The following is a 21,150-nucleotide window of genomic DNA, read 5'->3' as shown; positions in this document are numbered from 1 at the left end:
CAGGGCCGGACCCTCAGTGCAGGGTCCTCAGCACCGGACCATCAGCCCCGGACCCCCAGCGGCACATTCTGAGCGCCGGGCCCCAAACGGTTCCCCTCAACACCACGCTCGGGAGCCCAGTGCACCCGAGGAACTAGTGCCAGTTCTTGCCGTCTGGCGACTGGAGATCTTTGCGGGCCTCGAGGTCCTCCGCGCTCGGCTTCCCGCCGAGGCCCACGAGCGCAACCATGACGAGTGAGCTGATGAAGCCAATGCCGAGGAAGATCACGGCGAGCAGGGGCTCTCGGGTCGTCAGGAGCACGATCAGCCCGGCGAAGACACCGAGGACGGCGGAGAACACAATGAGCTCAAGCGGCCGCAGTCGATCCCGACGCGACGGAGTCACGGGCTGGGTCTTGGCGGGCTCAGGGTTCTGGGTCATCGAGTGCTTTCAGTTCAGGAGCGTGGTTACGGGGCGGCGGGCGTTGCGCCCGCTTCGTCTGTTGTCGGCTGGGCTGTGCGACGTGTGTCGAAGGCCGAGATGCCGAGAAAGACACCGGTCAGCAGCGCATAGGCGCCAAAGAATCCAACGATCGCGACCTGGTCTTCGCGTGCAAACAGCACGAGCAACGCGAGTAGGAGGCCTGCGCCACCGAGCAACGTGGCATCCTGGCGACTGCCTGGCCGGACGGTGGCTCCGATGAACTCGAGCAGCCCCGAGACCAGCGACCATGCGGCGATCACGACGGCGAAGCCGATTGCGGCAGTGGTGAACGGCAGGATGATCGCGGCAACGATGGCAACAATTCCGAGCAGCAGTGGCACGGAAGTGCGGTGCGGTGCGGTGAGCGACCACCATTCAAGGAGGTGAGCGATACCGATCAGTCCGAGTGCCGCGGTGGCGACCACGATATCGAAGCCGAATTGCTCATGCAGGGGCGCGGAGAAGGCAATCACGAGCCCTGAGACGATCAACACGCCGACCCTGGTCAGCCGGATCGGGCGTGTGACCGGGGAATCGGGGGCCGTGGATCGCGCTGATGTTCGTACCGCAGCGGACATGCCACCCCTTTTCTGTGTCGTGCTCAAGTGTACCCCGCACACCGGAGAGCCAGCTCACAGCGGCCTCAGGCACTGCCTGCACAGCGGGCTCGGGCCCACGGCTGCACAGGAGTCTCACGCGTGCACCCGGACAGCGGGCTGGGGCGGACACCGGCGCAGCGGGCTCGGGCGGACACCGGCGCAGGCGTGCCAGCGCGCCTTGGCGCGCGCTGGCACGCCTGCGAGATGCCATCGCAGCGCTGTGCTGCAGCGCTCGGTGAGGAATCGCTCGACTACAGGCCGCTCGGCATGTCTTGGAAGCGTGAGTAGTGGCCCTGGAAGGCGACGGTGACCGTGCCGGTCGGACCGTTGCGCTGCTTCGCGAGAATGAAATCGGCCTCACCCGCGCGCGGACTGTCGCGGTCCCCCACAGCCTCGCGGTGCAAGAGGATCACCATATCGGCGTCTTGCTCAAGCGAGCCGGACTCACGCAGATCGCTAATGGCCGGCATCTTGTCGGCGCGCTGCTCAGAAGCACGGTTGAGCTGTGACAGGGCGATCACGGGAACGTCGAGTTCTTTCGAGAGCAGTTTGAGCGCACGTGAGAACTCCGAGACTTCCTGCTGACGGCTTTCGGACTTCTTTCCGCTTGAGAGGAGCTGGAGATAGTCGATTACCACCATGCGCAGTCCGTGCTGCTGCTTGAGGCGTCGGCACTTCGCCCGGATTTCGACGAGCGTAAGGTTCGGGCTGTCGTCGATGTAGAGCGGGGCCTCGGCGACGCGCGCCTGGGTCGCGGCGAGCTTCTGGAAGTCGCGATTGTCGAGCGCACCCTTGCGAAGCGTCTGCATCGGGATGCTGGCTTCCGCGGCGAGCAGTCGCATCGCGATCTCAGCGCGACCCATCTCGAGTGAGAAGAACACTGTTGGGGCGTTTGCGTGCACCGACGCGTTGCGGGCCACATCCATGGCGAGCGTCGACTTACCCATTGCGGGTCGTGCGGCGATAATGATCATCTGCCCGCCCGCGAAGCCGTTCGTCATGGCATCGAGCTCGGCGAATCCCGTCGGCACGCCGAGCATGCCTCCCGTCGAGCTGTTCGCCTTATTGATTTCCTCAAGCGCGGCGTCAACGGCGAGGTGGAGCGGCACGTAATCCTCACCCTGGGCCTCACCTGTCACGCCGTAGATCTCGGACTGTGCGACGTTGACGAGGTCAATGGCCTCACCCTCACCCGCATAGCCCATCTGCACGATGCGCGTTCCGGCCTCGACCAGGCGTCGCAGCAGCGCCTTTTCGCCAACGATTTCGGCGTAGAAGCTGGCGTTTGCCGCGGTGGGAACAATGCTCGTGAGCGTGTGGAGGTATTCGGCTCCGCCAGCGCGCTGCAACTCACCGGTCTTGGTGAGCTCATCGGTGACCGTAATGACGTCGGTCGGCTCGCCGCGAGAGTAGAGCGAGAGCACAGCCTCGTAGATGACCTCGTGTTTGGGAACGTAGAAGTCAATTCCCTTGAGCACACCCGTGACGTCCGCGACGGCATCCTTCGACAGCAGCATGCCACCGATGGCGCTCTGCTCTGCGAGCAAATCGTACGGCGGCGTACGTTCGTGCCCCCGGGGAGCTTCCTCCGCGAGCGAATCTGGGATACCCAGGTGTGCGATCGACACTCGACCACTCCTTTTCGATGCTGTGGGATTGGCGATTCACACATCGAACACCCAACCCCGGACATTCACGTTACGGGCACCCGGGGCGCGTCTCAAGCGGACGCTCGGAAGCCTGTGGATAACTTAGTGGATAACTTGCCCTTTTTCGCCACAGGTTATCCACACGCTTGGGGACAACCTGTGGACAGGAACTGAATATGACGAAATATATATCACCTGACCAGGCATTTTCACTTTCAACAGGGTGAAAGTTATTCAAGCTTCAGGTACACCTTGAGGCTGGAGAGATCCCCGGGTCATGTGGAGAACTACCCGGCCAGCACGCCTGTGTCAATTGCGACACGGCACGAATTCGACGACACGCCGACACGCTGCGTTCACCTGAGTAGCACTGAGCAATTCCCCGGATGAATACACGCTGCGCGGCCGAGTACTCAGTGCGTTCGGCCTAGAAAAACTGAACGGCGGGGCGACGATTCCAAAGAACCGTCACCCCGCCGAACGGGTGCGAGCGACTAGCGCTGCGAGATGACCTGAATGGTCACCGTTGCGTCGACACCATCGTGCAGGTGGACGATCGCCTTGTACTCGCCGGTCGACTTGATGCTGGGCACCGTGATCTTCCGCTTATCGATCTCGCCGATGCCGGCCTGCGACACCGCAGCGGCAACAGCAGCCGGCTTCACCGAGCCGAAGAGACGCCCGCCGGTGCCAGTCTTCGCCTGGAGACGAATCTTGCCCTCCTGCAGCTTGGCCTTGAGCGCCTGAGCGTCCTCGACCGAAGCGAGCGCACGTGCATCACGTGCGGCACGGATCTGAGCAACCTGAGCCTCGCCACCGCGGGTCCAGTGCACCCCGTAGCCCTGGGGCACGAGGTAGTTGCGCGCGTAACCGGTCTTGACGTCAACGACATCGCCGGCGGAACCGAGGCCCTGGACCTCGTTCGTAAGAATTACCTTCGCCATGATTCTCGTTCTCCTTAGCGGCCAGAGCCGGCGTAGGGGAGGAGAGCCATCTCGCGGGCGTTCTTCACGGCCTTTGCGATCAAGCGCTGCTCCTGCACGGACACGCCGGTGATCCGACGTGCACGGATCTTCCCGCGCTCGGAAATGAACTTGCGAAGCGTTGCGACGTCCTTGTAATCAATGACGCCTACGGTCTGCTTCTTGGCGGGTGCGACGACCTTTGCGTTCTTGCCGCGACCCGGCTTGCGGGCTGCGCCGCTGGACTTGCCTGCCATAGTTGGTCTCTTTTCGTGTGATTTCCCGCGCGAGCGCAGGACTCCAAAGTTGATGCTCGCCGTCTGAGAGGACGGGAGGGTGCCCACCGCGTGACGCGGCAGAGAGGCTGCCTAGAAGGGCTGCTCGTCGTCGAAACCGCCACCGAAGTCGCCTGCGCCTGCAGCCGCACCACCCTGCTGCGGCTGGCCGCCCCAGGGAGTTTCCTGCTGCTGCGGAGCGGCTGCGGGCTGGCCCCAGCTGCTCTGCCCGGCTGGCTGACCGCTGCCGCCACCGAAACCGCCGACCTGGCCACGGGACTGCCCCCGGGAGATCTGCGTGGTAGCGAAACGGAGCGACGGCCCGATCTCCTCGACCTCAAGGTCGAGAGAGGTCCGCTGCTGGCCCTGGTTATCGGTGTAACTGCGCTGCGTGAGACGACCCTGCACGATAACGCGCGAGCCCTTCGTGAGCGAAGCGGCAATGTTGTCGGCGTACTCTCCGTACGCACGGCAACCGAGCCACAACGCTTCGCCGTCCGACCAGTCGCCCGACTGGCGGTCACGCACGCGCGGGGTCGAGGCGATACGGAACGTCACCCACGACTTACCGGCCTGGCTCACGCGAGGCTCGGGGTCAGCAACCAGGTTGCCAACAACAGTGATCAGCGGCTCGCCGGCCATGAGCTAGGCGCTCACCTTCGCGGCACGAGCCGCCTTCGCCTGCTCGTGCTTCGCCTGCGCTGCGCGCTGGGCGATGAGCTCGTCGGAGCGCAGCACCTTGGTGCGGAGCACTGCCTCGGAGAGACCAAGCTGACGATCAAGCTCAGCGGTGGCTTCGTGCGACGCGGTGAAGTTCACCACGACGTAGATGCCCTCTGACTGCTTGTTGATCTCGTAAGCAAGACGGCGCTTGCCCCAGATGTCGACGTTCTCGATCTCGCCGCCCGCTGTGCGGATGACGCCGAGGAACTTCTCCATGCTGGGAGCCACGGTGCGCTCGTCGATACCCGGATCGAGGATCACCATGAGTTCATACGGATGCATTACTGACCCACCTCCTTCGGACTTCACGGCCACAGGATTTCTGTGGCAGGAGGGTGTTATTGCATCGTGCCAGTGGGCGAGCGAAGATTACGCCGCACACAGACAACCTGGAAAGCTTATCACTCTTCCGGCCGCAGCGCGGGGAGAGATCCACAGCCGAGGGGTGAGATCGCTCACACGGCGTGAATGCGCACCCCTGACCGTCGCCCGGCTAGAGCGCTGCCGCCATAGCTCGGCCTGCGGTGCGCCCGGTAAACAGGCAGCCCCCGAGGAATGTGCCCTCGAGCGCCCGGTACCCGTGCACCCCGCCACCCCGAATCCGGCGGCCTCCCCAGCCGCGAAGAGTCCGGGCACCGCCGTCCCGTGCGGCCCGAGCACCCGTCCGGACAGATCGGTGTGCAGCCCACCGAGGCTCTTTCGCGTCAGCAGATGCAGTTTCACCGCGACGAGGGGACCGGCTTGGGAATCGGTGAGCGCGTGGGGTGCCGCGACGCGCACGAGCTTGTCGCCGAGGTAGTTCCGGGCCACACGCACGCGGTCCAACTGCGCATCGCTCACGATTCCGGTGGCACCCGCGCGAGCGTGGGGCAGAGGGCCGGATCCGCGGAACCCCCGATCTCGTTCGTTCACCGCGGCATGAATGGCGCTGCGATCCAGCGGTACGGGGGATTTCATCTGCATGCCGTCGATCAGCTGGTCGAGCGAATCGGCGACCACGAAGTCTGCGCCGCGGTCGAGAAATGCTTGGACGGGTGCTGGGGCTCCTGATCCGAGCCGGTCACGGAGTAGCCGCAGCGATTTCCCGGTGAGATCTGGGTTCTGCTCGCTCCCTGAGAGTGCGAACTCGGTACCCGCGATCCGCTCCGTGGTCACGAACCAGGAGTGATCGTGCCCGGTCGCGCGCAGCCGTGTCAGGGTGTCGAGCGTGTCGAATCCGGGATAGTGCGGGGCCGGTAGACGGTGCCCGCTCGCATCGAGCCACAGCGAGGAGGGGCCTGGCAGGATCCGAATCCCGTGCGCCGGCCACACTGGCGAATGATTTGCGATGCCCTCGGTGTAGTGCCACATCCGGTCGCCGTTGATGAGGCGCGCACCCGCGCGTTCGGCGATGCCCAGCATGAGACCGTCGACGTGAGCCGGCACGCCAGCGAGCATCTCGGCCGGGGAGCGCCGAGTCGCGCGGGCCAGCGTTCCCGCACGAGCTCGTGATTCCCCCGATCCCGCCCGAGCTCACCAGCACTGCGTCGGCAGCGAGCTCGAAGTCGCCGATCACCTCTCGCGACGACGATTTGCCCCGCGCCGCACTGTCCTCGCGGAGCCGCTCACCGCGCACTCCTGTAACGCCGCCGTCTGTCACCACGAGCTCGGTCACCCGGTGCCGTGGCACGTACGCGGCACGGCCTTCAGCGATTCCGCGTCGCAGACGCGCAATGAATGGCGCGAGAATTGCGGGGCCGGTGCCCCACACGATGTGAAACCGTGGCACGCTGTTGCGCGCTCGCTCTGCCCAGCCGACGACCGGGAAGAACCCAATGCCACGTTCGCGCAGCCACGCGCGCTTTTCGCCTGCCGCGAAGTCCAGATAGGCCTCGGCCCACTGCCGGGGAGCGCGTCTTCCTCACGGTCGAACGCCGCAGCGTCCATCCAGTCGCGTCCTGCACGTTCGCGAGAGTCGTGCACGCGGAGTCGGCGCTGCTCGGGGAGTCGATGAGGAACAGCCCGCCGAACGACCACCAGGCCTGCCCGCCGAGGTTCGCCTCGCTCTCCTGGTCCAGGACGGTGACGCGCTGGCCAGCGTCGAGCAGCTCGGCCGCGGCAACGAGCCCCGCGAGGCCGGCACCGACCACGATTGCGTGTCCTGTGGGCATGCCGCTCCTTTGCGCCAGGCGAGGAATCCCCGCGTGTGCCCCCGAGTGTAGCGAGTGGCCGCGATCTGCGGGAGGGGGAGAAGTGACGGCACGAGGCCGCCGGATCAGCTGCGTCTGCGTCGCACCATAGGCTGACACTCATGCGGATCGCGCTCATCTCCATGCACACGTCACCCGCGGCAGTTCCCGGGAGCGGGGATGCTGGCGGCATGAACGTCGTGGTGGCGTCAGCTGCCCGGGCGCTCGCCAGGGCAGGGCACAACGTCACCGTGTTTACACGGGCGGACGAGACCACGCCCGCGGGTACGAGCCCGCTCGGGCACGGCGCGCGAGTCACGGCGCTCATCGCGGGGCCAGCAGAGCTCGGCAAGGGGAGCTTCCGGCTGCGGTGCCGGAGTTTGCCTCCGCACTCGCGGAGCAGGGCAGCTTCGACGCAATACACGCGCACTACTGGCTGAGCGGGCTCGCAGCGCTCCCACTCGCAGCGGCCAATCGCGTCATCCCAGCAATCACCATGCACACCGTCGCTGACCAGAAGAATCTGCGACTTGCGCCTGGCGATCAGCCGGAGCCCGAATTGCGGCTCGCGGGGGAGCGCGCGCTCACTCGCGGGGCACACGTGATCGCTTGCAGTCGCAGTGAACTGGCGGCCATCACCTCCGGCTACGGCGAACCGACTCATCCCGCAACGATCGTGCACCCTGGCGTTGACACCGAACTGTTTCGGCCAGTGAGTGTTTCCCGTGAAACACCGAGGCGGCTCCGGATCACGGTGCTCGGACGTGTGCAGCCACTCAAGGGGCAGGACCTCGCCATCGCCGCTGCCGCACGGCTTGCGCACGCCGATCCCGAGCTCTGGCGGAGCTGCGAGCTCGTCATCGCGGGGGAGCCGACTCCGGGGCTGAAGGTTACGCCGCCGAACTGCGCGAGCTCGCGCATCGCACGGGGATTGCGGCGCAGGTCACGTTCCTGCCAGCGCAGGATCGCGTGGCGGCGGCGCGGCTCCTCGCCGAAAGCAGTGTGGTGCTCGTGCCCTCACACTCCGAATCGTTCGGCCTCGTCGCACTCGAAGCTGCAGCGTGCGGCGTGCCGACGATCATCGCTGCGCACACCGGCCTGTTGGAGGCTGCGGCGCCGAGCGGCGCCGAACTGCGGCTCGCCACGCGGGATCCCGCAGCCTGGGCCAGCGCGCTGAGGGCGCTCCTGCGGGATCCCGCACAGCGCAGCAGGCTCGGCGAGCAGGCCCGCGCACACGCCCTCAGCCACAACTGGGATGCCCACGCCGCTCTGCTCGCACAGGCCTACTCCGGTGCACGCCCCGCCAAAGCGGCACCTCTCGGGGCTCCAGAACTCTCGAATCCCCGCTAGGTGCCGCTTCGCCTGACAGTGCCTACGCGTTCGGCTCAGCCAGGAACTTTTCCAGCGCAGCGCGCGCAGCATGGTCCGGCATCTGTACCGGAGGCGACTTCATGAAGTAAGCCGAGCCGGCTTCTACCGGACCGGCGAGGCCGCGCTCTTTCGCAACAGCGGCAACCCGGATCGCGTCGATCATCGTGCCGGCCGAGTTGGGGGAGTCCCAGACCTCGAGCTTGTACTCGATGCTCATCGGCACGTCGCCGAACCCGCGCCCTTCAAGCCGCACAAAGGCAAACTTGCGATCCTCGAGCCACGGCACGTGGTCGCTCGGGCCGATGTGCACATCGTCTGCGGAGAGATTGACATCAAGGTTCGAGGTCACGGCCTGCGTCTTCGAGATCTTCTTCGACTTCAGCCGGCTGCGCTCCAGCATGTTCTTAAAGTCCATGTTGCCGCCGACGTTGAGCTGGTAGGTGTGATCCAGCGCCACGCCACGGCTCTCCATGAGGCGTGCCAGCACGCGGTGCGTGATCGTTGCGCCCACCTGGCTCTTGATATCGTCACCGACGATGGGAAGCCCCGCAGCCACAAACTTCGCGGCCCACTCGGGGTCGCTCGCCACAAACACCGGCACAGCGTTCACAAACGCCACCCCCGCATCGAGCGCGGCCTGCGCGTAAAACTTCACGGCGTCGTCGCTGCCGACGGGAAGGTAGCACGCGAGCACATCTGCGCCGGAGTCGCGCAGCACCTGTGCCACATCCACCGGCGTTGCGCTCGATTCCTCCACAGCGTCACGGTAGAACTCGCCAAGCCCATCAAGTGTGGGGCCGCGCTGCACCGTGATGCCGAGATCCGGCACATCGGAGAACTTGATCGTGTTGTTGTGCCCTGCCCAGATCGCCTGGCCGAGATCGAGGCCGACTTTCTCGGCGTCTACCTCGAACGCGGCGACAAATTCCAGGTCAGACACATGGTGTCCGCCGAGACGGACGTGCATGAGCCCGGGAACCTGCTCGTCGTCGGCGGCCCCTCGGTAGTATTCGACGCCCTGAACGAGCGAACTCACGCAGTTGCCAACGCCCGCGAGGGCTACCTTCACACTCATTGCACCCCTATGTTTTCGAGTCCGGCGCTCGGCGCGCCCGACGTCCCACTCTACTCGCTTGGCTCACTCGAGGCTGCTGGGCTGGGGCACAAGCGGAATGCCTCACTGCGCTCAATCCGCTGCCGTTGGCCCCCAACGTGCACCATTTCGTCGTCTTCAACGGTGAGCTGCGTGACGTGGGAGCGAAGTGCTGCGACTTTGCGGTCGAACCACGGCGAAATATCGTGCGTCTCGACGGCCGGATCGCCCTGGGCCGAGTTCAGCGCACTCGGATCCGAAACAATTTCCCAGAACGGGAGGCCGAGCGCGTGGGCAACAGCGCGCGCGAGACGGTGTGCAAACACGTGGTCTGGGTGACCGTACCCACCACCGGAGTCATAGCTGACCACGGCACGCGCACCTGCACCATGCGCTGCGGCGAGCAGATCGTTGAGCGCTTCGACGGCGGGCGCACGCGTCAGCGCGTCGGCGGTAGCGTCCGCAGCCGCCTCGGCGCGGCCATCGGCGCCCCACACCATGCCAGAGTCCTCGTAAATCACCGGGGTGAGGCCCTCAGCGCGCGCCGGCTCAACGCCGAGGAACGCGTGGCGCTCCACTCCGAGCATAAATAGGGCCGCCGCGAGCTCCGCCTGGCGGTGGGGGCCAGTGCGTCAGTGCCTGCGAGGTGCGCGAAGGGGCCTGGCACCACCTCACCGCGCTCTCCGCGGGTGAGGGTCACGAGCAGGGGTTCGCGCCCAGCGCTCGCCAAGGCGGCAAGTGTTCCACCGGTGCTGATCGATTCGTCATCGGGGTGCGCGTGCACGAACATCACCCGTGGCGCTCCGCCGAACCACTGTGCTGGATCCTGCATGTCGTTCTCCTTCAATTCCGTCTCCGCCACAGTGCCGTCGCCGCTCACGAGGCCGCCGCCGGCTCAGCCCCCGCGGCCGGTGCACGCCCTGCAGCACCTCTCGGCTCGGATGCCTCGTCCGCTTCCAGTTCGGCATACCACGCGCGCAATCGCTCCTCCGCGGCCTCCGGCCCGATCGGTCCCTCGTCCAACCGCACATCGAGCATGTGCTTATACGCCCGGCCCACGAGCGGCCCCGGCGCAATGCCAAGAATTGACATGATCTGCGCGCCATCGAGCTCGGGCCGCACCGCGGCAAGCTCCTCGGCTGCCGCGAGTTCGTCGATCCGGCGCTCAATGTCGTCGTAGGCGTGATCGAGTCGTTCCGCCTTGCGCCGGTTGCGGGTCGTCACATCGGCGCGCGTGAGAATGTGCAATTGCGCGAGTTCGTCACCGGCATCGCGCACATAGCGCCGCACCGCAGAGTCCGTCCACGGTTGATCGCTGTATCCGAAGAAGCGCAGGTGCAGTTCAACCAGGCGCGCTACTCGTTTCACGGTGTCGTTGTCGAAGCGGAGCTCGCGCAGCCGCTTCTTCGCGAGCTTCGCCCCCACCACGTCATGGTGGTGGAACGTGACGCCGCCGCGCTCGAATCGACGGGTGGCGGGCTTGCCGATATCGTGCAACAGCGCCGCGAGGCGGAGCACCACATCAGGTGCGGTGGTGTGTGCTCCACGGCGCTCCGTTTCGAGCGCGATCGCCTGGCGCAGCACTGTGAGGCTGTGCTCGTACACATCCTTGTGCCTGCCGTGATCGTCCTGTGTGGCTTGGAGCGCGGTCAGTTCCGGCAGGAACCGCTCGGCAAGGCCAGTGTCGACCAGCAGACGGATGCCTGGCACTGGGTCGGTCGAGCTCAGAAGTTTCACGAGTTCGTCCCTGATCCGCTCAGCGGAAATGATGTCGAGTCGCTCAGCGAACTGCACCATGGCCTCCTGCGTCTCAGCAGACACTTCGAAGCCCAGTTGAGCAGCGAAGCGTGCGGCACGCAGCATGCGCAGCGGGTCGTCGGTGAAGGAGGCCGCAGGGGCGCCCGGGGTATGGATCCGGCCAGCCACCAAGTCTTCGAGCCCGCCTGAGACGTCAACCAGCCGAAGTTCCGGGAGCATGAGCGCCAGCGCGTTGATCGTGAAGTCACGACGCACGAGATCGCCTTCGATCGTGTCACCGTAGCTCACCGTCGGCTTGCGTGAATCGTCGCGATAGATCTCCGCGCGGTACGTCGTGATCTCGACCGTCTCCCCCTGCACGCGTGCGGCAATCGTTCCGAAGTCGCGACCAACATCCCAGACGCTCGCTGACAGGTCATCAAGAATCGCGCGCGTCTCATCCGGCAGCGCTGAAGTGGTGAAGTCGAGGTCGGTCACGGCTCGGCCGAGCAGTGCGTCGCGGACGGGGCCACCGACGAGCGCGAACTCGTGCCCGCGCGCAGCGAAGGCCTCGGCGAGCGTCGCGACGGGCGCAGAAGCGGCGATGGCGCGCATGGCGGCCATGGAATCGACGAGTGAGGGCATCCCATAAGGGTACCTGGACCCTGATCACAGAGCCGGTCCATAGACTGATGCTCATGGCTTTCCCTTCTCGGATCCGCGCACTTCCGGCTGCCGTGCTCGCGGTCGGCCTTGTCGCGGGCAGCCTGGCCGCCACGTCGGCGCCGGTCACCGCTGCACGAGCGGCAGACAGCTCGGAGGAGTCGGCTTCGGATCCGGCTTCCCTCGTCGTGTCACCGCGGGATCCGGTCATTCGCGCCGACACTGCCGAGCTGCGCTTCGATGTTCTTTTGCGGAACCCTGGCACGGAGGAGCTCCCCGCTGGCCGGCTGCAACTGCGTTTCGGATCCGCGCAGCTCGCGGATGCGGAGCAACTCGACACGATTCTGCCGGTGACCTCCCCCTCATCGCAGAGGCGAGTATCGGCGCCGTTGCAGCAGGGGAGGATCGCACGGCAACGCTCACGGTGCCGCGCGACGATATCCCGCTCGGAACGAATGCCGCGTTCGGGGTGCACTCGGTTCAGGCGAGCTACACGCCTGATCCGGATCCCGACACCACTCAGGATGAGAAGCAGGACCCAGCCGAAGGCGCCGCTGGTGCTGCGAACACCGCGGAGGCCGGCACCGCTGACGCAGCTTCGGGCGCAGCGCAGAAGGCCGACACCGCCTCCGCAGTCGACCCGAGCGATGCCGACTCGAGCGATGCCGACCAGAGCGATGCCGACCCGAGCGATGCCGCGGACACCGCCGATCCGGGTTCAGGGGTACTGACCGGGCTCACCCAGCTGGTCACGGAATTGGGAACTCCTGGGGCACCGCCCGGCTCGGGAGCAAACGCACCGACGCCGATCGTCTCGCTCGGTCTGATTGTGCCGCTCGTGCTGCCCTCTGATATCCGGACGCTTCCTACCAGGCGACAACTCGAAGAGCTCGCTCCCAAGTGGGATGCCTTGCTCACAGAAGCGAGGATCCGGCAGGCCACGCTCGCGATCGATCCGCGCATCGTCGCGGGGATCCGTGCGTACGGGGAGGAAGCGCCGGAGAACGCTCGCGCCCTGCTTGAGCGCATGTCGGCACTGAGCTTGCCGACGTTCATGCTGCAGTTCGCCGACGCAGACCCAGCCGCACAGGCCGCGCTCGGATACTCCAAATTGCTTGCCCCGTCGAGTCTCGACTTCGTCTCACGGTTCGGCGTCTTCCCGGCAGCCGACAGTGACTCAGTGAGCGGCACAGAGCCCCGTGAGCAGACCCCGCAGGATGCGGCCAACGAGGATCAGCCCGACCTCGATTCCGCCGCTACGGAAGCTGTGCCCACTGATCCTGCGCCCACTGAGGATGGCAACGATCCCGGGCCAGAGCCCACGGCGCTGCCGACACTCGCCGAACTGCTGGCGTGGCCAACAACAATCGCAGCTGCCTGGCCAGCCGAGGGGGCGGTGGATCAGGCAACGCTCTCGCTGCTTGAGTCAAGTGGCATCCGCACCGTCGTGCTCGACTCCAGCAATGTCTCCGGGAATGACACACCGCGCGCCTCCGTCGGCGCCACCTCCGCACTCATTACGGATGCGGCACTCGGCGACGCCGCGCGCACAGCGATCGGGGGTGCGACATCCGCCGACCGGAATGCGGGCACGGCCAGATTGGGTGCGATGCTCGCCCTTGCTGCGCAGTCCAATTCGTCTGGGGTGCTTGTCGGCCTCGATCGCGGCGCACTCGGCGACGCAGAGGATCCGAGCGCACTGCTCACAAAAATTGGCACCTTCAATTGGGTTTCGAGCTCGACGGTGGCCGCGCTGCCCGAAGGGAAGGCGTCTCTGCGTGCCGGCGATACGCTCGAAGAGCGGCGCGAACTCTTGCGCACGGCTGCTGGCAGGGAGACCTCCGTCAATGAGCTCGGCGCGGTGCTCGTCCATCCCGAGTACCTCAGCGGCTATCAGCGCACCCGGCTGCTCGAATTGTTCGCCACACGCTTCGCCGAGCCTGAGGATGAGTTTGCGGCGGTCGCAGCACACTACCGGGAGCGCGACGCCGAGTTGCTCGAGGGCGTCCGCGCTCTCAGCACCGAGCACACCCAGCTTGTCGGCACCTCCACGAGAGTGCCCGTTCAGCTCCACAATTCGCTTCCGTTCGATGCCCTCGTGAGCGTTCGCGTTGACCCGTCGTCCGCCGCGCTTTCCCTCCCCGAACGAGATTTCCCTGACATCACGGTGCCAGCCGAGGCGAACCAGCGGATTCTCGTTCCCGTGCACAGCCGCGTCTCCTCAGGAGAGTCCGGCCTCGTCGTGAGTGTTTCGGCGGCGACGGGAGATCCGACGGTGTTCACCGGAACGCTGTCGATCTCGATCCGCAGTGTCGTTGAGACCATCGGCCTGTGGACCCTCGGGAGTCTTGCCGCACTGCTGCTCGGGTTCGGTATCTGGCGGAGCCTGCGCAGGAAGCGCAGTAGCGAAGCTGGACAGACAGCTGCCCACCAGGAATAGCACGCACCTAGGATGGGTTATACCCACCGAGCGGCCCGCAGGCCGCACCACAAGCGATGCGTGCGAGGAGCCTCATGCAGCAGATCATCATCATCGGTTCCGGCCCGGCCGGCTTCACCGCAGCCATCTATGCGGCGCGCGCGGGGCTGAAACCGCTCCTGTTCGCGAGCTCGATCGGCATTGGCGGCGAGCTGATGAACACCACCGAGGTCGAGAATTTCCCCGGCTTCCCCGAGGGCATCCAGGGCCCAGAGCTCATGCAGCGGATGCAGGAGCAGGCTGAGCGCTTCGGCACCGAAGTCGTGTATGACGACATCACCGAGGTCGACTTCTCCGGCGACGTCAAGCGTGTCACCGCGGGCGACGGATCTGTGCACGAAGCACAGACCGTGATTTACGCGACAGGCTCCGCCTACCGCAAGATCGGCTTGGCCGACGAGGATCGCTTGTCCGGCCATGGCGTCTCGTGGTGCGCGACCTGCGACGGGTTCTTCTTCCGTGAGAAGACGATCGCCGTTGTCGGCGGCGGCGATTCAGCCATGGAGGAGGCAACGTTCCTCACCCGCTTCGCTTCCAAGGTGTACGTGATCCACCGCCGCAATGAGCTCAAGGCATCGAAGATCATGCAGCAGCGAGCGTTCGACAATGAAAAGATCGAGTTTGTGTGGGACTCCGAAGTCACCGCCATTCACGGCGAAACGGAAGTCACCGGCGTGACCCTGCGCAACACCGTGGACGGAAGTGAGCGCGAGCTTCCCCTCGAGGGCCTGTTCGTCGCGATTGGCAACGATCCGCGCACGCACCTCGTGCACGGCAAGCTGGATCTCACGGCGGAGGGCACGATTGCCGTCGAGGGCCGGAGCGCGCGCACCTCGGTGGCCGGTGTCTTCGCGGCGGGTGACGTCACCGATCCGAGCTACCGGCAGGCGATCACTGCCGCAGCATCAGGCACCATCGCGGCGCTTGATGCCGAGCATTACCTGGCCGCACGCGAGCAAGAGCACGCCTCAGCGCTTGCCGCGGTCTAACCACACCCACACCAGCTGCGTCACCGAAGGAGTCATCATGAATGAACCCGTTATTGTCGACGAGCAGACCTTCGAGAAGGTCGTGCTCCAGAGTGAAGTTCCCGTCCTCGTGGATTTCTGGGCTGCCTGGTGCGGTCCGTGCCGCGCCGTTGCGCCGATCCTCGACCAGATCGCTGCCGAGCACGAGGGCAAGATCATCATCGCGAAGTTGAACGTCGATGAGAACCCGAACCTCGCTGCGCAGTACCGCATCACCTCCATCCCCGCGATGAAGGTGTTCAAGGACGGCGAAGAGGTGCGTGAAATCATCGGGGCCATGCCGAAGCCGATGATCGAGCAGCACCTCGCAGGCATTATCTAGGCTGCCTCATACGCGAGAGGGCCCCGAATCCCAGTGGGATTCGGGGCCCTCTCGCGTATGGAGGGACGGATATCCTCGCTGACTAGTCCTGCTCGGCGAGCGCCACGAGTCGGTCCACCGATGCCAGGAGCGCCTCCGCGGTGTTCTGCTTGGCGCGCTCGATCCGCCGTGGATCGTGCAGCTCAGACCAATCGTATGTGTGCCGCACGAGCGTGCCACCCTCGCGAGGCTCCAGCTCCCACCGCCACAGATGGCCCGGTGGTGTCTCACCGACAGGCGAGGGCAGCCATGCAATCTTGCGCCCCTCAACGAACTCAACAATGCGGTTCTCGCGCACGCGGTCCCCGGTGTTGGTCATCACGAACACGTCTCCCACGGCATGGACGCGCTGCCCGTCAGCAGCCTCAGCGAGGTTGTCGTTTCCGTCCCACCGCGGTTGCTGTGCGGGATCGGCGATCAGTTCGAAAAGCACCTCGGGGGAAGCGGAGCTGAGCCGCTCGGCCGACACCACTCGGGATTCAGAAGTCATGCCTCCAGTGAACCACATAGGGTCCGTGACCCGGCCGCGAGGGGCGCAAACGTGAGCTAGTTGAAGCCAGGATCTCCGAGCTCGGAGAGGATGCGCTTGAGATCGGCGATCGTGGCGAAATCGATCACGATCTGCCCCTTTTTCGCACCCAATTTCACTGCAACCCGCGTATCGAAACGATCGCCGAGGCGATCAGCGATCTCGCTGAGCTGAGCCTGCACACCGCCGGCACGAGCCTTCGGCGTCTTGCGCTGAGGGCCCTCAGCAGCTGCCGCCTCTGCTGCGCGTACGGAGAGTCCCTCGTTTACGATCTTGTCCGCGAGCCGCTGCATTGACTCGGCATCACCATCGTTCGAGAGGATCGCGCGAGCGTGCCCAGCGGTCAGCACGCCAGCAGCCACCCGTGCCTGCACGGCTTCTGGCAGGCGGAGCAGTCGAATCGTATTGGAAATCTGCGGCCGCGAGCGGCCAATACGCTCGGCGAGCTGCTCCTGAGTGATCCCAAAGTCCGCGAGCAACTGCTGGTAGGCAGAGGCCTCTTCAAGTGGATTCAGCTGCGCGCGGTGCAGGTTCTCGAGCAGCGCGTCACGAAGCATATGTTCATCTGCGGTGCTGCGAATAATCGCGGGAATGCTCTCGAGACCCGCGCGAGTGGAAGCGCGGAAGCGACGCTCACCCATGATGATCTCGAACCGCGGCCCGCTTTTCGGCGCTGGCTCAATTTCACGGACCACGATCGGCTGAAAGACGCCGAATTCGCGGACGCTGTGTGTGAGCTCAGCAAGCGCTTCTTCATCGAACTCCGTGCGCGGCTGCACCCGGTTCGGCGTGATGTCTGTGAGGTCAAGCCGGGTCAGGCGAGCGCCCGGCACTTCCTGCAACTGCGGCTCCTCGGAGCTGGTCGCGGCGCTCGCACTCGCGCTCGTGCTCGCACCGTTGGTGTCCGTCACGGCGTCATCTGCCGGCACCACCTCTGCGACTGCTGCGGTGGATCCTGCAGCCGGGAAAAACACATCAACCGGGCGTTCTCCCGTCGTGGGCGCCTGCGGGATGAGTGCCCCGATACCCCGGCCGAGGCCGCCTCGCTTCTTCGTCGCCATCAGTCGCGCCTCTCCGTGGAAGTGTCTACCGCTGCTCCGCGTTCCGCCATCTCCGCGGCCGCTTCAAGATACGCAAGTGCGCCGATCGAAGCGCCATCGTACGCGTGCACCGTCTGGCCGTAGCTTGGTGCCTCCGAAATCCGCACAGAGCGTGGGATCACTGCGGAGAGAACCTGCTCGGGGAAGTGCGTGCGCACTTCGCCCGCGACTTCCTGCGCAAGGTTGGTGCGCGCGTCGTACATGGTCAGCAGAATCGTCGAAACGCTCAGCCCAGGATTCAAGTGTTTCTGGATGAGCTCAATATTTCCGAGCAACTGGCTCAACCCTTCCAGCGCGTAGTACTCGCACTGGATGGGGATCAGCACTTCATCTGCGGCGACGAAGGCGTTGACCGTCAGCAACCCGAGCGACGGCGGACAATCGATGAAGACGTAGTGGTAGCTCTCCTCGGACTCGGCGAGGAAGCTGTGCAGCGCCGTGCGCAGCCGCTGTTCGCGGGCGACGAGCGAGACTAGCTCAATCTCGGCTCCGGCGAGGTGAATCGTTGAGGGGACGCACCACAGATTGTCGTGATCACTCGTCGGCTGCAGCGCGTCCTCAAGCCCGCTGTCCCCGAGGAGTACGTCGTAGACGCTCGTGACCTCGGGCCGGTGAGCCACCCCGAGCGCGGTCGAGGCGTTGCCCTGGGGATCAAGATCGATCACCAACACTCGAGCCCCGCGACGCGCGAGCGCCGAAGCAAGATTGACGGTGGTGGTGGTCTTTCCCACCCCGCCCTTCTGGTTGGACACCGTGATCACCCGCGTTTCCGAGGGAAGCGGCGACACAGTTTCAGCGAGCTTGCGGCGTCGCCGGATCTTGTCAACGAGGTGATCGCCGACGAGTGACTTCTCAGATTCAGTCATGACTTCTGATTTTAGCCCGAAACACCCGGGTCGTTTCAGCCAGCTGCCCAACCCCGAGCTCTTCAACCGTCACATCGCTTGCGCGATACTTGCGCAGCGTCTTTGCAGCGGCCTCAATTTCTGCGTCAATCGCAGCGCCCTTGAGGAACAGCATCTCACCGCCGTCTCGGAGCAGGGGAGCCGTAATCGGTACGAGCTTACGCAGTGCCGTGACCGCGCGGGCCGTCACCTGATCCACCTCAAATGCATCGTGGAACTCTTCAGCGCGCCCGCGCCGCACCTCAACATTCTCGAGTTCAAGGCGGTCGATCTGTTCGTTCAACCACGCACACCGGCGCTCCATCGGCTCGATGAGCAGGAACTGCGCATCGGGTCGAACAATCGCGAGCACGAGGCCCGGCATCCCGCCGCCAGTGCCGATATCCGCGACTCGCGCTCCGGACTGGATCAGGGGCGCGAGGACCGCGCTGTTCAGCAGGTGACGGGTCCACAGACGCGGAAGCTCAACGGGGCCGATCAGTCCGAGCTCCTCACCCCGCTCAGCGAGGTCAGCTGCAAACGCGCGCAGCACCGTGATCCGTTCGCCAGCGATTTCTGCGGCGGCCGTCGGTTCTCCTTCGAGCGTCAGCTCGCTTGCATCGGACATCACACGCTCCCCGCGCGTTTCACGTGAAACGAGTTCACTGCACACTCAGGCGCGGCTAATAACGAGGCGGCGATCGCGGCCCTCACCGCGAGACTCCGAGAAGTACCCACGCTCGGCGACATCGTCGTGGACGAGTTTGCGCTCATACGATGACATGGGCTCGAGCTCGACCTCATCGCGCCCCGCGGCGATCTGAGCCACCGCTGCATCAACCATGCCCTTGAGCTCAGTTGCGCGAGCATTTCGCGAGCCGCCGACATCAATGATGAGACGTGAGAATCGACCGGTCTTGGCCTGCACCGCGAGACGAGTGAGATCCTGGAGGGCCTGCACGGTGTCCGCGCCGGCGAGGCGCTCGAGCTCAGCGTCCCCTCCCGTGACAGACACATAGGCGCGACCGTTGGCCACGTCAATGTCAATATCTCCATCGAGATCGGCAATATCGAGGAGCCCCTCGACATAGTCCGCCGCCAAGTCGCCGTCAGCTTCGAGTTCGGCGAGGCTGAGTTCGCTCGATTCCTGGGTGGGAGCGTCGTTGTCCTGGGTCACGATCACTTGCCCTTCTTCTTCGCGCGCTTCTTGCCAATCGGCTGATTGCGCTGGCCCTCAGTCTTGGTTGGGGTCTGTGCATCGAGTGCGCGGACCTCATCGTCGGTCAGCTTCCCCTTGGCCTTCAGGCGGGCCTGGCGTGCACGCCAGGCGTCACTGCCGGGGGTCGGCATGTTGCGAATCACGATGAACTGCTGCCCCATCGTCCAGATATTAGACGTAAACCAGTAGACGTTCAGCGCGAGCGGGAAGGTCACGCCCGAGAAGAGGAAAGCGAAGGGGATGATGTAGAGCAGGATGCGCTGCTGGCGGTACATCGGGGAGTTCTTCGTCTCGTCAGAGACGTTCTTCGACATGATCTGGAGCTGCGTAAAGAACTGCGAGGCGATCATGAGAATCACGATGACGCCGAGGAGGATCACGACGGTCCAGTTGCCGCTTTCCCAGCCCTGGGTGAAGTTCATCTTCAGCGGAGCACCGAAGATGCTTGCCTCATTGAAGCTCTGCGTCAGTGGCTTCGTCATGAAGCCAATACCCGTCTTGTTCTCAGATGCGTGACGCAGCACGTAGAACAGTGAGAAGAACACTGGCATCTGGATCAAGATCGGAAGGCATGAGGAGAAGGGGTTGGTCCCATGGCGCTTGTACAGAGCCATCGTCTCGCGGCTCATCGCCTCGCGCGAGAACTGATCCTTCTTGCCCTTGTACTTGTCCTGAACCTTCTTCATCTCGGGCGCGAGATCCATCATGCGTCGCTGCGACTTGATCTGCCGCACCGTCACCGGAATGAGCGCTGAGCGCACCACGATCACGAGGCCGATGATGGACAGCACCCAGGTGAGGCCTGAAGCGGGCTCCATCCCGAGCCAGGTCAGTGCCTGGTGCCAAACCGCCAGCACTAGCTCGACGAGCCAGCGCAACGGCCAGAGTATGGTCTCGAAGAAATCCACCGCGTTAGGCCTTTCGCTCGATGGGGCGGACAAAGCCGCGCGAGTTAATCACAAAGTTCTGTTGCATTCGGGTTGGAACATCGTCGATCCCACCCGGCGTGAAGGGATTGCACCGGAGCAATCGCCAGGCCGTGAGCGCCGTCCCGACAACGAAGCCGCGTAGTTGATACGCCTCCAAAGCGTATCGGGAACACGATGGATAATACCTGCACACCTGCCCATAGAGCGGGGAGATGAGCTTCCGGTATCCCCGCATGATCCCAATCGCGAGATTCCGGGGCAGCCACCAGATTTCAAGGAGTACCCGTTTCACCGGACACCCGCGACTGGTTGCAGCGTTCGTTCCACGCGGTCCAATGCCCGGCCAATCTCAGCCTCCAGGTCCGCGAAGCGAGTATCCCGGATCGCGGGGAGTGCCCGGAACACGATGTCGACGCCCCCAAGACCGGCGGCAATGCGCCGCTCCGCGATCGTCTTCAACCGGCGCCGCACGAGATTGCGGTGCACGGCGTTTCCCACTGCCTTGGACACGATGAAACCGAAGCGAGCTGGTTCTCCGGGCGCACGCAAAACCGCGTGGGTGATGCAGTGTGCACCACCCACGCGGTATCCGGATCTCACGACCCGGCGGTAATCATCCCCCCGGGTAACGCGGTGCCGTAGGGCAGGCATATGAATCCCGGGACTGCGGGTATTACGCGGTGAGCTTGAGCGGCCCTTGCCGCGGCGTGCGGCAACGATCGCGCGGCCCGCGCGGGTACGCATGCGGGCGCGGAAGCCGTGCACCTTGGCGCGACGGCGGTTGTTTGGCTGGAAAGTGCGCTTGCTCATAGAAGACTCCGTGACTTATGGAAGTGATCCCCGAAGCTCGGTGGCATCGAGGAAGTCATATCTGGGCAGGGCAATATTCCGCCCATACAAGGAGTTCACTCTACGCCC

23 protein-coding genes and 4 pseudogenes are annotated in these 21,150 nt (G+C 64.9%); 4 read left to right on the top strand and 23 right to left on the bottom strand.

All coding sequences use genetic code 11. The features are described 5' to 3' along the window. Positions 1-133 precede the first annotated feature (133 nt). The 10 genes and pseudogenes from K1X41_RS09200 to K1X41_RS15625 form a co-directional block, all read right to left on the bottom strand. The gene (locus K1X41_RS09200) at positions 134-421 is read right to left on the bottom strand and encodes an ABC transporter ATP-binding protein (RefSeq protein WP_132205539.1); all 288 of its coding nucleotides are present in this window, start codon (positions 419-421) and stop codon (positions 134-136) included. 26 nt (positions 422-447) lie between these two features. Continuing rightward, positions 448-1,041, bottom strand: a complete 594-nt coding sequence (locus K1X41_RS09195) for a DUF308 domain-containing protein (protein ID WP_132205541.1) — start codon at positions 1,039-1,041, stop codon at positions 448-450. 272 nt (positions 1,042-1,313) lie between these two features. Continuing rightward, positions 1,314-2,690, bottom strand: a complete 1,377-nt coding sequence (gene dnaB, locus K1X41_RS09190) for a replicative DNA helicase (RefSeq protein ID WP_132205543.1) — start codon at positions 2,688-2,690, stop codon at positions 1,314-1,316. A gap of 515 nt (positions 2,691-3,205) precedes the next feature. Then, positions 3,206-3,655, bottom strand: coding sequence for a 50S ribosomal protein L9 (gene rplI, locus K1X41_RS09185; protein ID WP_132205545.1), 450 nt, complete (start codon positions 3,653-3,655; stop codon positions 3,206-3,208). Positions 3,656-3,669: 14 nt separating this feature from the next. After that, a complete protein-coding gene (gene rpsR, locus K1X41_RS09180) occupies positions 3,670-3,930 on the bottom strand; it encodes a 30S ribosomal protein S18 (RefSeq protein ID WP_087015192.1) in 261 nt (86 codons plus the stop codon). Positions 3,931-4,041: 111 nt separating this feature from the next. Continuing rightward, positions 4,042-4,590, bottom strand: coding sequence for a single-stranded DNA-binding protein (ssb, locus tag K1X41_RS09175; protein ID WP_132205547.1), 549 nt, complete (start codon positions 4,588-4,590; stop codon positions 4,042-4,044). Positions 4,591-4,593: 3 nt separating this feature from the next. After that, positions 4,594-4,953, bottom strand: coding sequence for a 30S ribosomal protein S6 (rpsF, locus tag K1X41_RS09170; protein ID WP_132205549.1), 360 nt, complete (start codon positions 4,951-4,953; stop codon positions 4,594-4,596). Positions 4,954-5,040: 87 nt separating this feature from the next. After that, positions 5,041-6,096 carry an FAD-binding protein gene (locus K1X41_RS15635; protein ID WP_258566412.1) on the bottom strand — a complete coding sequence of 352 codons (1,056 nt, stop codon included), beginning with the start codon at positions 6,094-6,096 and terminating at the stop codon, positions 5,041-5,043. A gap of 127 nt (positions 6,097-6,223) precedes the next feature. Beyond that, positions 6,224-6,535, bottom strand: a pseudogene (locus K1X41_RS15630) (FAD-binding protein); the annotation flags it as partial. Positions 6,536-6,650: 115 nt separating this feature from the next. Beyond that, positions 6,651-6,821, bottom strand: a pseudogene (locus K1X41_RS15625) (FAD-dependent oxidoreductase); the annotation flags it as partial. A gap of 263 nt (positions 6,822-7,084) precedes the next feature. Between K1X41_RS15625 and K1X41_RS16115 the strand changes: the two are divergent. Continuing rightward, positions 7,085-8,189 (top strand): annotated as a pseudogene (locus tag K1X41_RS16115) (glycosyltransferase); the annotation flags it as partial. Positions 8,190-8,211: 22 nt separating this feature from the next. On the opposite strand, the gene K1X41_RS09150 reads toward K1X41_RS16115, so the two are convergent. From K1X41_RS09150 to K1X41_RS09140, 4 genes are all read right to left on the bottom strand, one after another. Then, positions 8,212-9,285 carry an inositol-3-phosphate synthase gene (locus tag K1X41_RS09150; protein ID WP_220174429.1) on the bottom strand — a complete coding sequence of 358 codons (1,074 nt, stop codon included), beginning with the start codon at positions 9,283-9,285 and terminating at the stop codon, positions 8,212-8,214. Between the two features lie 50 nt (positions 9,286-9,335). After that, positions 9,336-9,881 carry a PIG-L deacetylase family protein gene (locus K1X41_RS09145; protein ID WP_258566410.1) on the bottom strand — a complete coding sequence of 182 codons (546 nt, stop codon included), beginning with the start codon at positions 9,879-9,881 and terminating at the stop codon, positions 9,336-9,338. Beyond that, entirely contained in the window at positions 9,821-10,093 is a 273-nt protein-coding gene (locus K1X41_RS15615) for a PIG-L family deacetylase (protein WP_258566728.1), read from the bottom strand. Before K1X41_RS15615 ends, K1X41_RS09145 begins: the two co-directional genes overlap by 61 nt. Positions 10,094-10,179: 86 nt before the next feature. Further along, positions 10,180-11,685 (bottom strand): CCA tRNA nucleotidyltransferase, encoded by a 1,506-nt coding sequence (locus K1X41_RS09140; RefSeq protein WP_220174428.1) that lies wholly within the window; start codon positions 11,683-11,685, stop codon positions 10,180-10,182. 442 nt (positions 11,686-12,127) lie between these two features. Between K1X41_RS09140 and K1X41_RS09135 the strand changes: the two genes are divergently transcribed. From K1X41_RS09135 to trxA, 3 genes are all read left to right on the top strand, one after another. Further along, complete coding sequence (locus K1X41_RS09135; protein WP_258566409.1) at positions 12,128-14,143, top strand: DUF6049 family protein; 2,016 nt, start codon at positions 12,128-12,130, stop codon at positions 14,141-14,143. A gap of 74 nt (positions 14,144-14,217) precedes the next feature. Then, positions 14,218-15,171: a thioredoxin-disulfide reductase gene (trxB, locus tag K1X41_RS09130; protein WP_132205572.1), complete on the top strand. Its 954-nt coding sequence runs from the start codon at positions 14,218-14,220 to the stop codon at positions 15,169-15,171. A gap of 37 nt (positions 15,172-15,208) precedes the next feature. Further along, entirely contained in the window at positions 15,209-15,532 is a 324-nt protein-coding gene (gene trxA / locus K1X41_RS09125) for a thioredoxin (protein WP_132205574.1), read from the top strand. A gap of 82 nt (positions 15,533-15,614) precedes the next feature. Here the strand turns inward: trxA and K1X41_RS09120 are convergent, their stop codons facing one another. The 9 genes and pseudogenes from K1X41_RS09120 to rpmH form a co-directional block, all read right to left on the bottom strand. After that, a complete protein-coding gene (locus K1X41_RS09120; RefSeq protein WP_132205576.1) occupies positions 15,615-16,061 on the bottom strand; it encodes an SRPBCC family protein in 447 nt (148 codons plus the stop codon). Between the two features lie 56 nt (positions 16,062-16,117). Beyond that, complete coding sequence (locus K1X41_RS09115) at positions 16,118-17,161, bottom strand: ParB/RepB/Spo0J family partition protein (protein ID WP_132205578.1); 1,044 nt, start codon at positions 17,159-17,161, stop codon at positions 16,118-16,120. After that, positions 17,161-18,066 carry a ParA family protein gene (locus tag K1X41_RS09110; protein ID WP_132205580.1) on the bottom strand — a complete coding sequence of 302 codons (906 nt, stop codon included), beginning with the start codon at positions 18,064-18,066 and terminating at the stop codon, positions 17,161-17,163. The genes K1X41_RS09115 and K1X41_RS09110 overlap by 1 nt, the downstream gene beginning before the upstream one ends. After that, the gene (gene rsmG / locus K1X41_RS09105) at positions 18,059-18,712 is read right to left on the bottom strand and encodes a 16S rRNA (guanine(527)-N(7))-methyltransferase RsmG (protein WP_132205582.1); all 654 of its coding nucleotides are present in this window, start codon (positions 18,710-18,712) and stop codon (positions 18,059-18,061) included. Before rsmG ends, K1X41_RS09110 begins: the two co-directional genes overlap by 8 nt. A 45-nt stretch (positions 18,713-18,757) precedes the next feature. Continuing rightward, positions 18,758-19,261: a Jag family protein gene (locus K1X41_RS09100; RefSeq protein ID WP_132205845.1), complete on the bottom strand. Its 504-nt coding sequence runs from the start codon at positions 19,259-19,261 to the stop codon at positions 18,758-18,760. 2 nt (positions 19,262-19,263) lie between these two features. Next, positions 19,264-20,211: a membrane protein insertase YidC gene (gene yidC / locus K1X41_RS09095; RefSeq protein ID WP_132205584.1), complete on the bottom strand. Its 948-nt coding sequence runs from the start codon at positions 20,209-20,211 to the stop codon at positions 19,264-19,266. Positions 20,212-20,215: 4 nt separating this feature from the next. Then, positions 20,216-20,467: a membrane protein insertion efficiency factor YidD gene (gene yidD, locus K1X41_RS09090; protein WP_132205847.1), complete on the bottom strand. Its 252-nt coding sequence runs from the start codon at positions 20,465-20,467 to the stop codon at positions 20,216-20,218. 53 nt (positions 20,468-20,520) lie between these two features. Beyond that, positions 20,521-20,883, bottom strand: a complete 363-nt coding sequence (gene rnpA, locus K1X41_RS09085; RefSeq protein ID WP_132205586.1) for a ribonuclease P protein component — start codon at positions 20,881-20,883, stop codon at positions 20,521-20,523. A gap of 33 nt (positions 20,884-20,916) precedes the next feature. Further along, positions 20,917-21,042 (bottom strand): annotated as a pseudogene (gene rpmH / locus K1X41_RS09080) (50S ribosomal protein L34); the annotation flags it as partial. Positions 21,043-21,150: the final 108 nt, after the last annotated feature.

The organism is Leucobacter luti (assembly GCF_019464495.1).
Taxonomy (GTDB): domain Bacteria; phylum Actinomycetota; class Actinomycetes; order Actinomycetales; family Microbacteriaceae; genus Leucobacter; species Leucobacter luti_A.
This window is presented reverse-complemented; position numbering and strand designations above follow the sequence as displayed.

Excerpts from the sequence above, each read along its gene's own strand:
- trxB (WP_132205572.1), top strand. The coding sequence starts at position 14,218 with ATGCAGCAGATCATCATCATCGGTTCCGGCCCGGCCGGCTTCACCGCA.
- ssb (WP_132205547.1), bottom strand. The coding sequence starts at position 4,590 with ATGGCCGGCGAGCCGCTGATCACTGTTGTTGGCAACCTGGTTGCTGAC.
- yidD (WP_132205847.1), bottom strand. The coding sequence starts at position 20,467 with ATGCGGGGATACCGGAAGCTCATCTCCCCGCTCTATGGGCAGGTGTGC.
- rpsR (WP_087015192.1), bottom strand. The coding sequence starts at position 3,930 with ATGGCAGGCAAGTCCAGCGGCGCAGCCCGCAAGCCGGGTCGCGGCAAG.
- K1X41_RS09120 (WP_132205576.1), bottom strand. The coding sequence starts at position 16,061 with ATGACTTCTGAATCCCGAGTGGTGTCGGCCGAGCGGCTCAGCTCCGCT.
- K1X41_RS15615 (WP_258566728.1), bottom strand. The coding sequence starts at position 10,093 with ATGTTCGTGCACGCGCACCCCGATGACGAATCGATCAGCACCGGTGGA.
- K1X41_RS09195 (WP_132205541.1), bottom strand. The coding sequence starts at position 1,041 with ATGTCCGCTGCGGTACGAACATCAGCGCGATCCACGGCCCCCGATTCC.
- K1X41_RS09150 (WP_220174429.1), bottom strand. The coding sequence starts at position 9,285 with ATGAGTGTGAAGGTAGCCCTCGCGGGCGTTGGCAACTGCGTGAGTTCG.
- trxA (WP_132205574.1), top strand. The coding sequence starts at position 15,209 with ATGAATGAACCCGTTATTGTCGACGAGCAGACCTTCGAGAAGGTCGTG.
- K1X41_RS09110 (WP_132205580.1), bottom strand. The coding sequence starts at position 18,066 with ATGACTGAATCTGAGAAGTCACTCGTCGGCGATCACCTCGTTGACAAG.
- rsmG (WP_132205582.1), bottom strand. The coding sequence starts at position 18,712 with ATGTCCGATGCAAGCGAGCTGACGCTCGAAGGAGAACCGACGGCCGCC.
- K1X41_RS09140 (WP_220174428.1), bottom strand. The coding sequence starts at position 11,685 with ATGCCCTCACTCGTCGATTCCATGGCCGCCATGCGCGCCATCGCCGCT.
- rplI (WP_132205545.1), bottom strand. The coding sequence starts at position 3,655 with ATGGCGAAGGTAATTCTTACGAACGAGGTCCAGGGCCTCGGTTCCGCC.
- rpsF (WP_132205549.1), bottom strand. The coding sequence starts at position 4,953 with ATGCATCCGTATGAACTCATGGTGATCCTCGATCCGGGTATCGACGAG.
- K1X41_RS09115 (WP_132205578.1), bottom strand. The coding sequence starts at position 17,161 with ATGGCGACGAAGAAGCGAGGCGGCCTCGGCCGGGGTATCGGGGCACTC.
- K1X41_RS09200 (WP_132205539.1), bottom strand. The coding sequence starts at position 421 with ATGACCCAGAACCCTGAGCCCGCCAAGACCCAGCCCGTGACTCCGTCG.
- rnpA (WP_132205586.1), bottom strand. The coding sequence starts at position 20,883 with ATGCCTGCCCTACGGCACCGCGTTACCCGGGGGGATGATTACCGCCGG.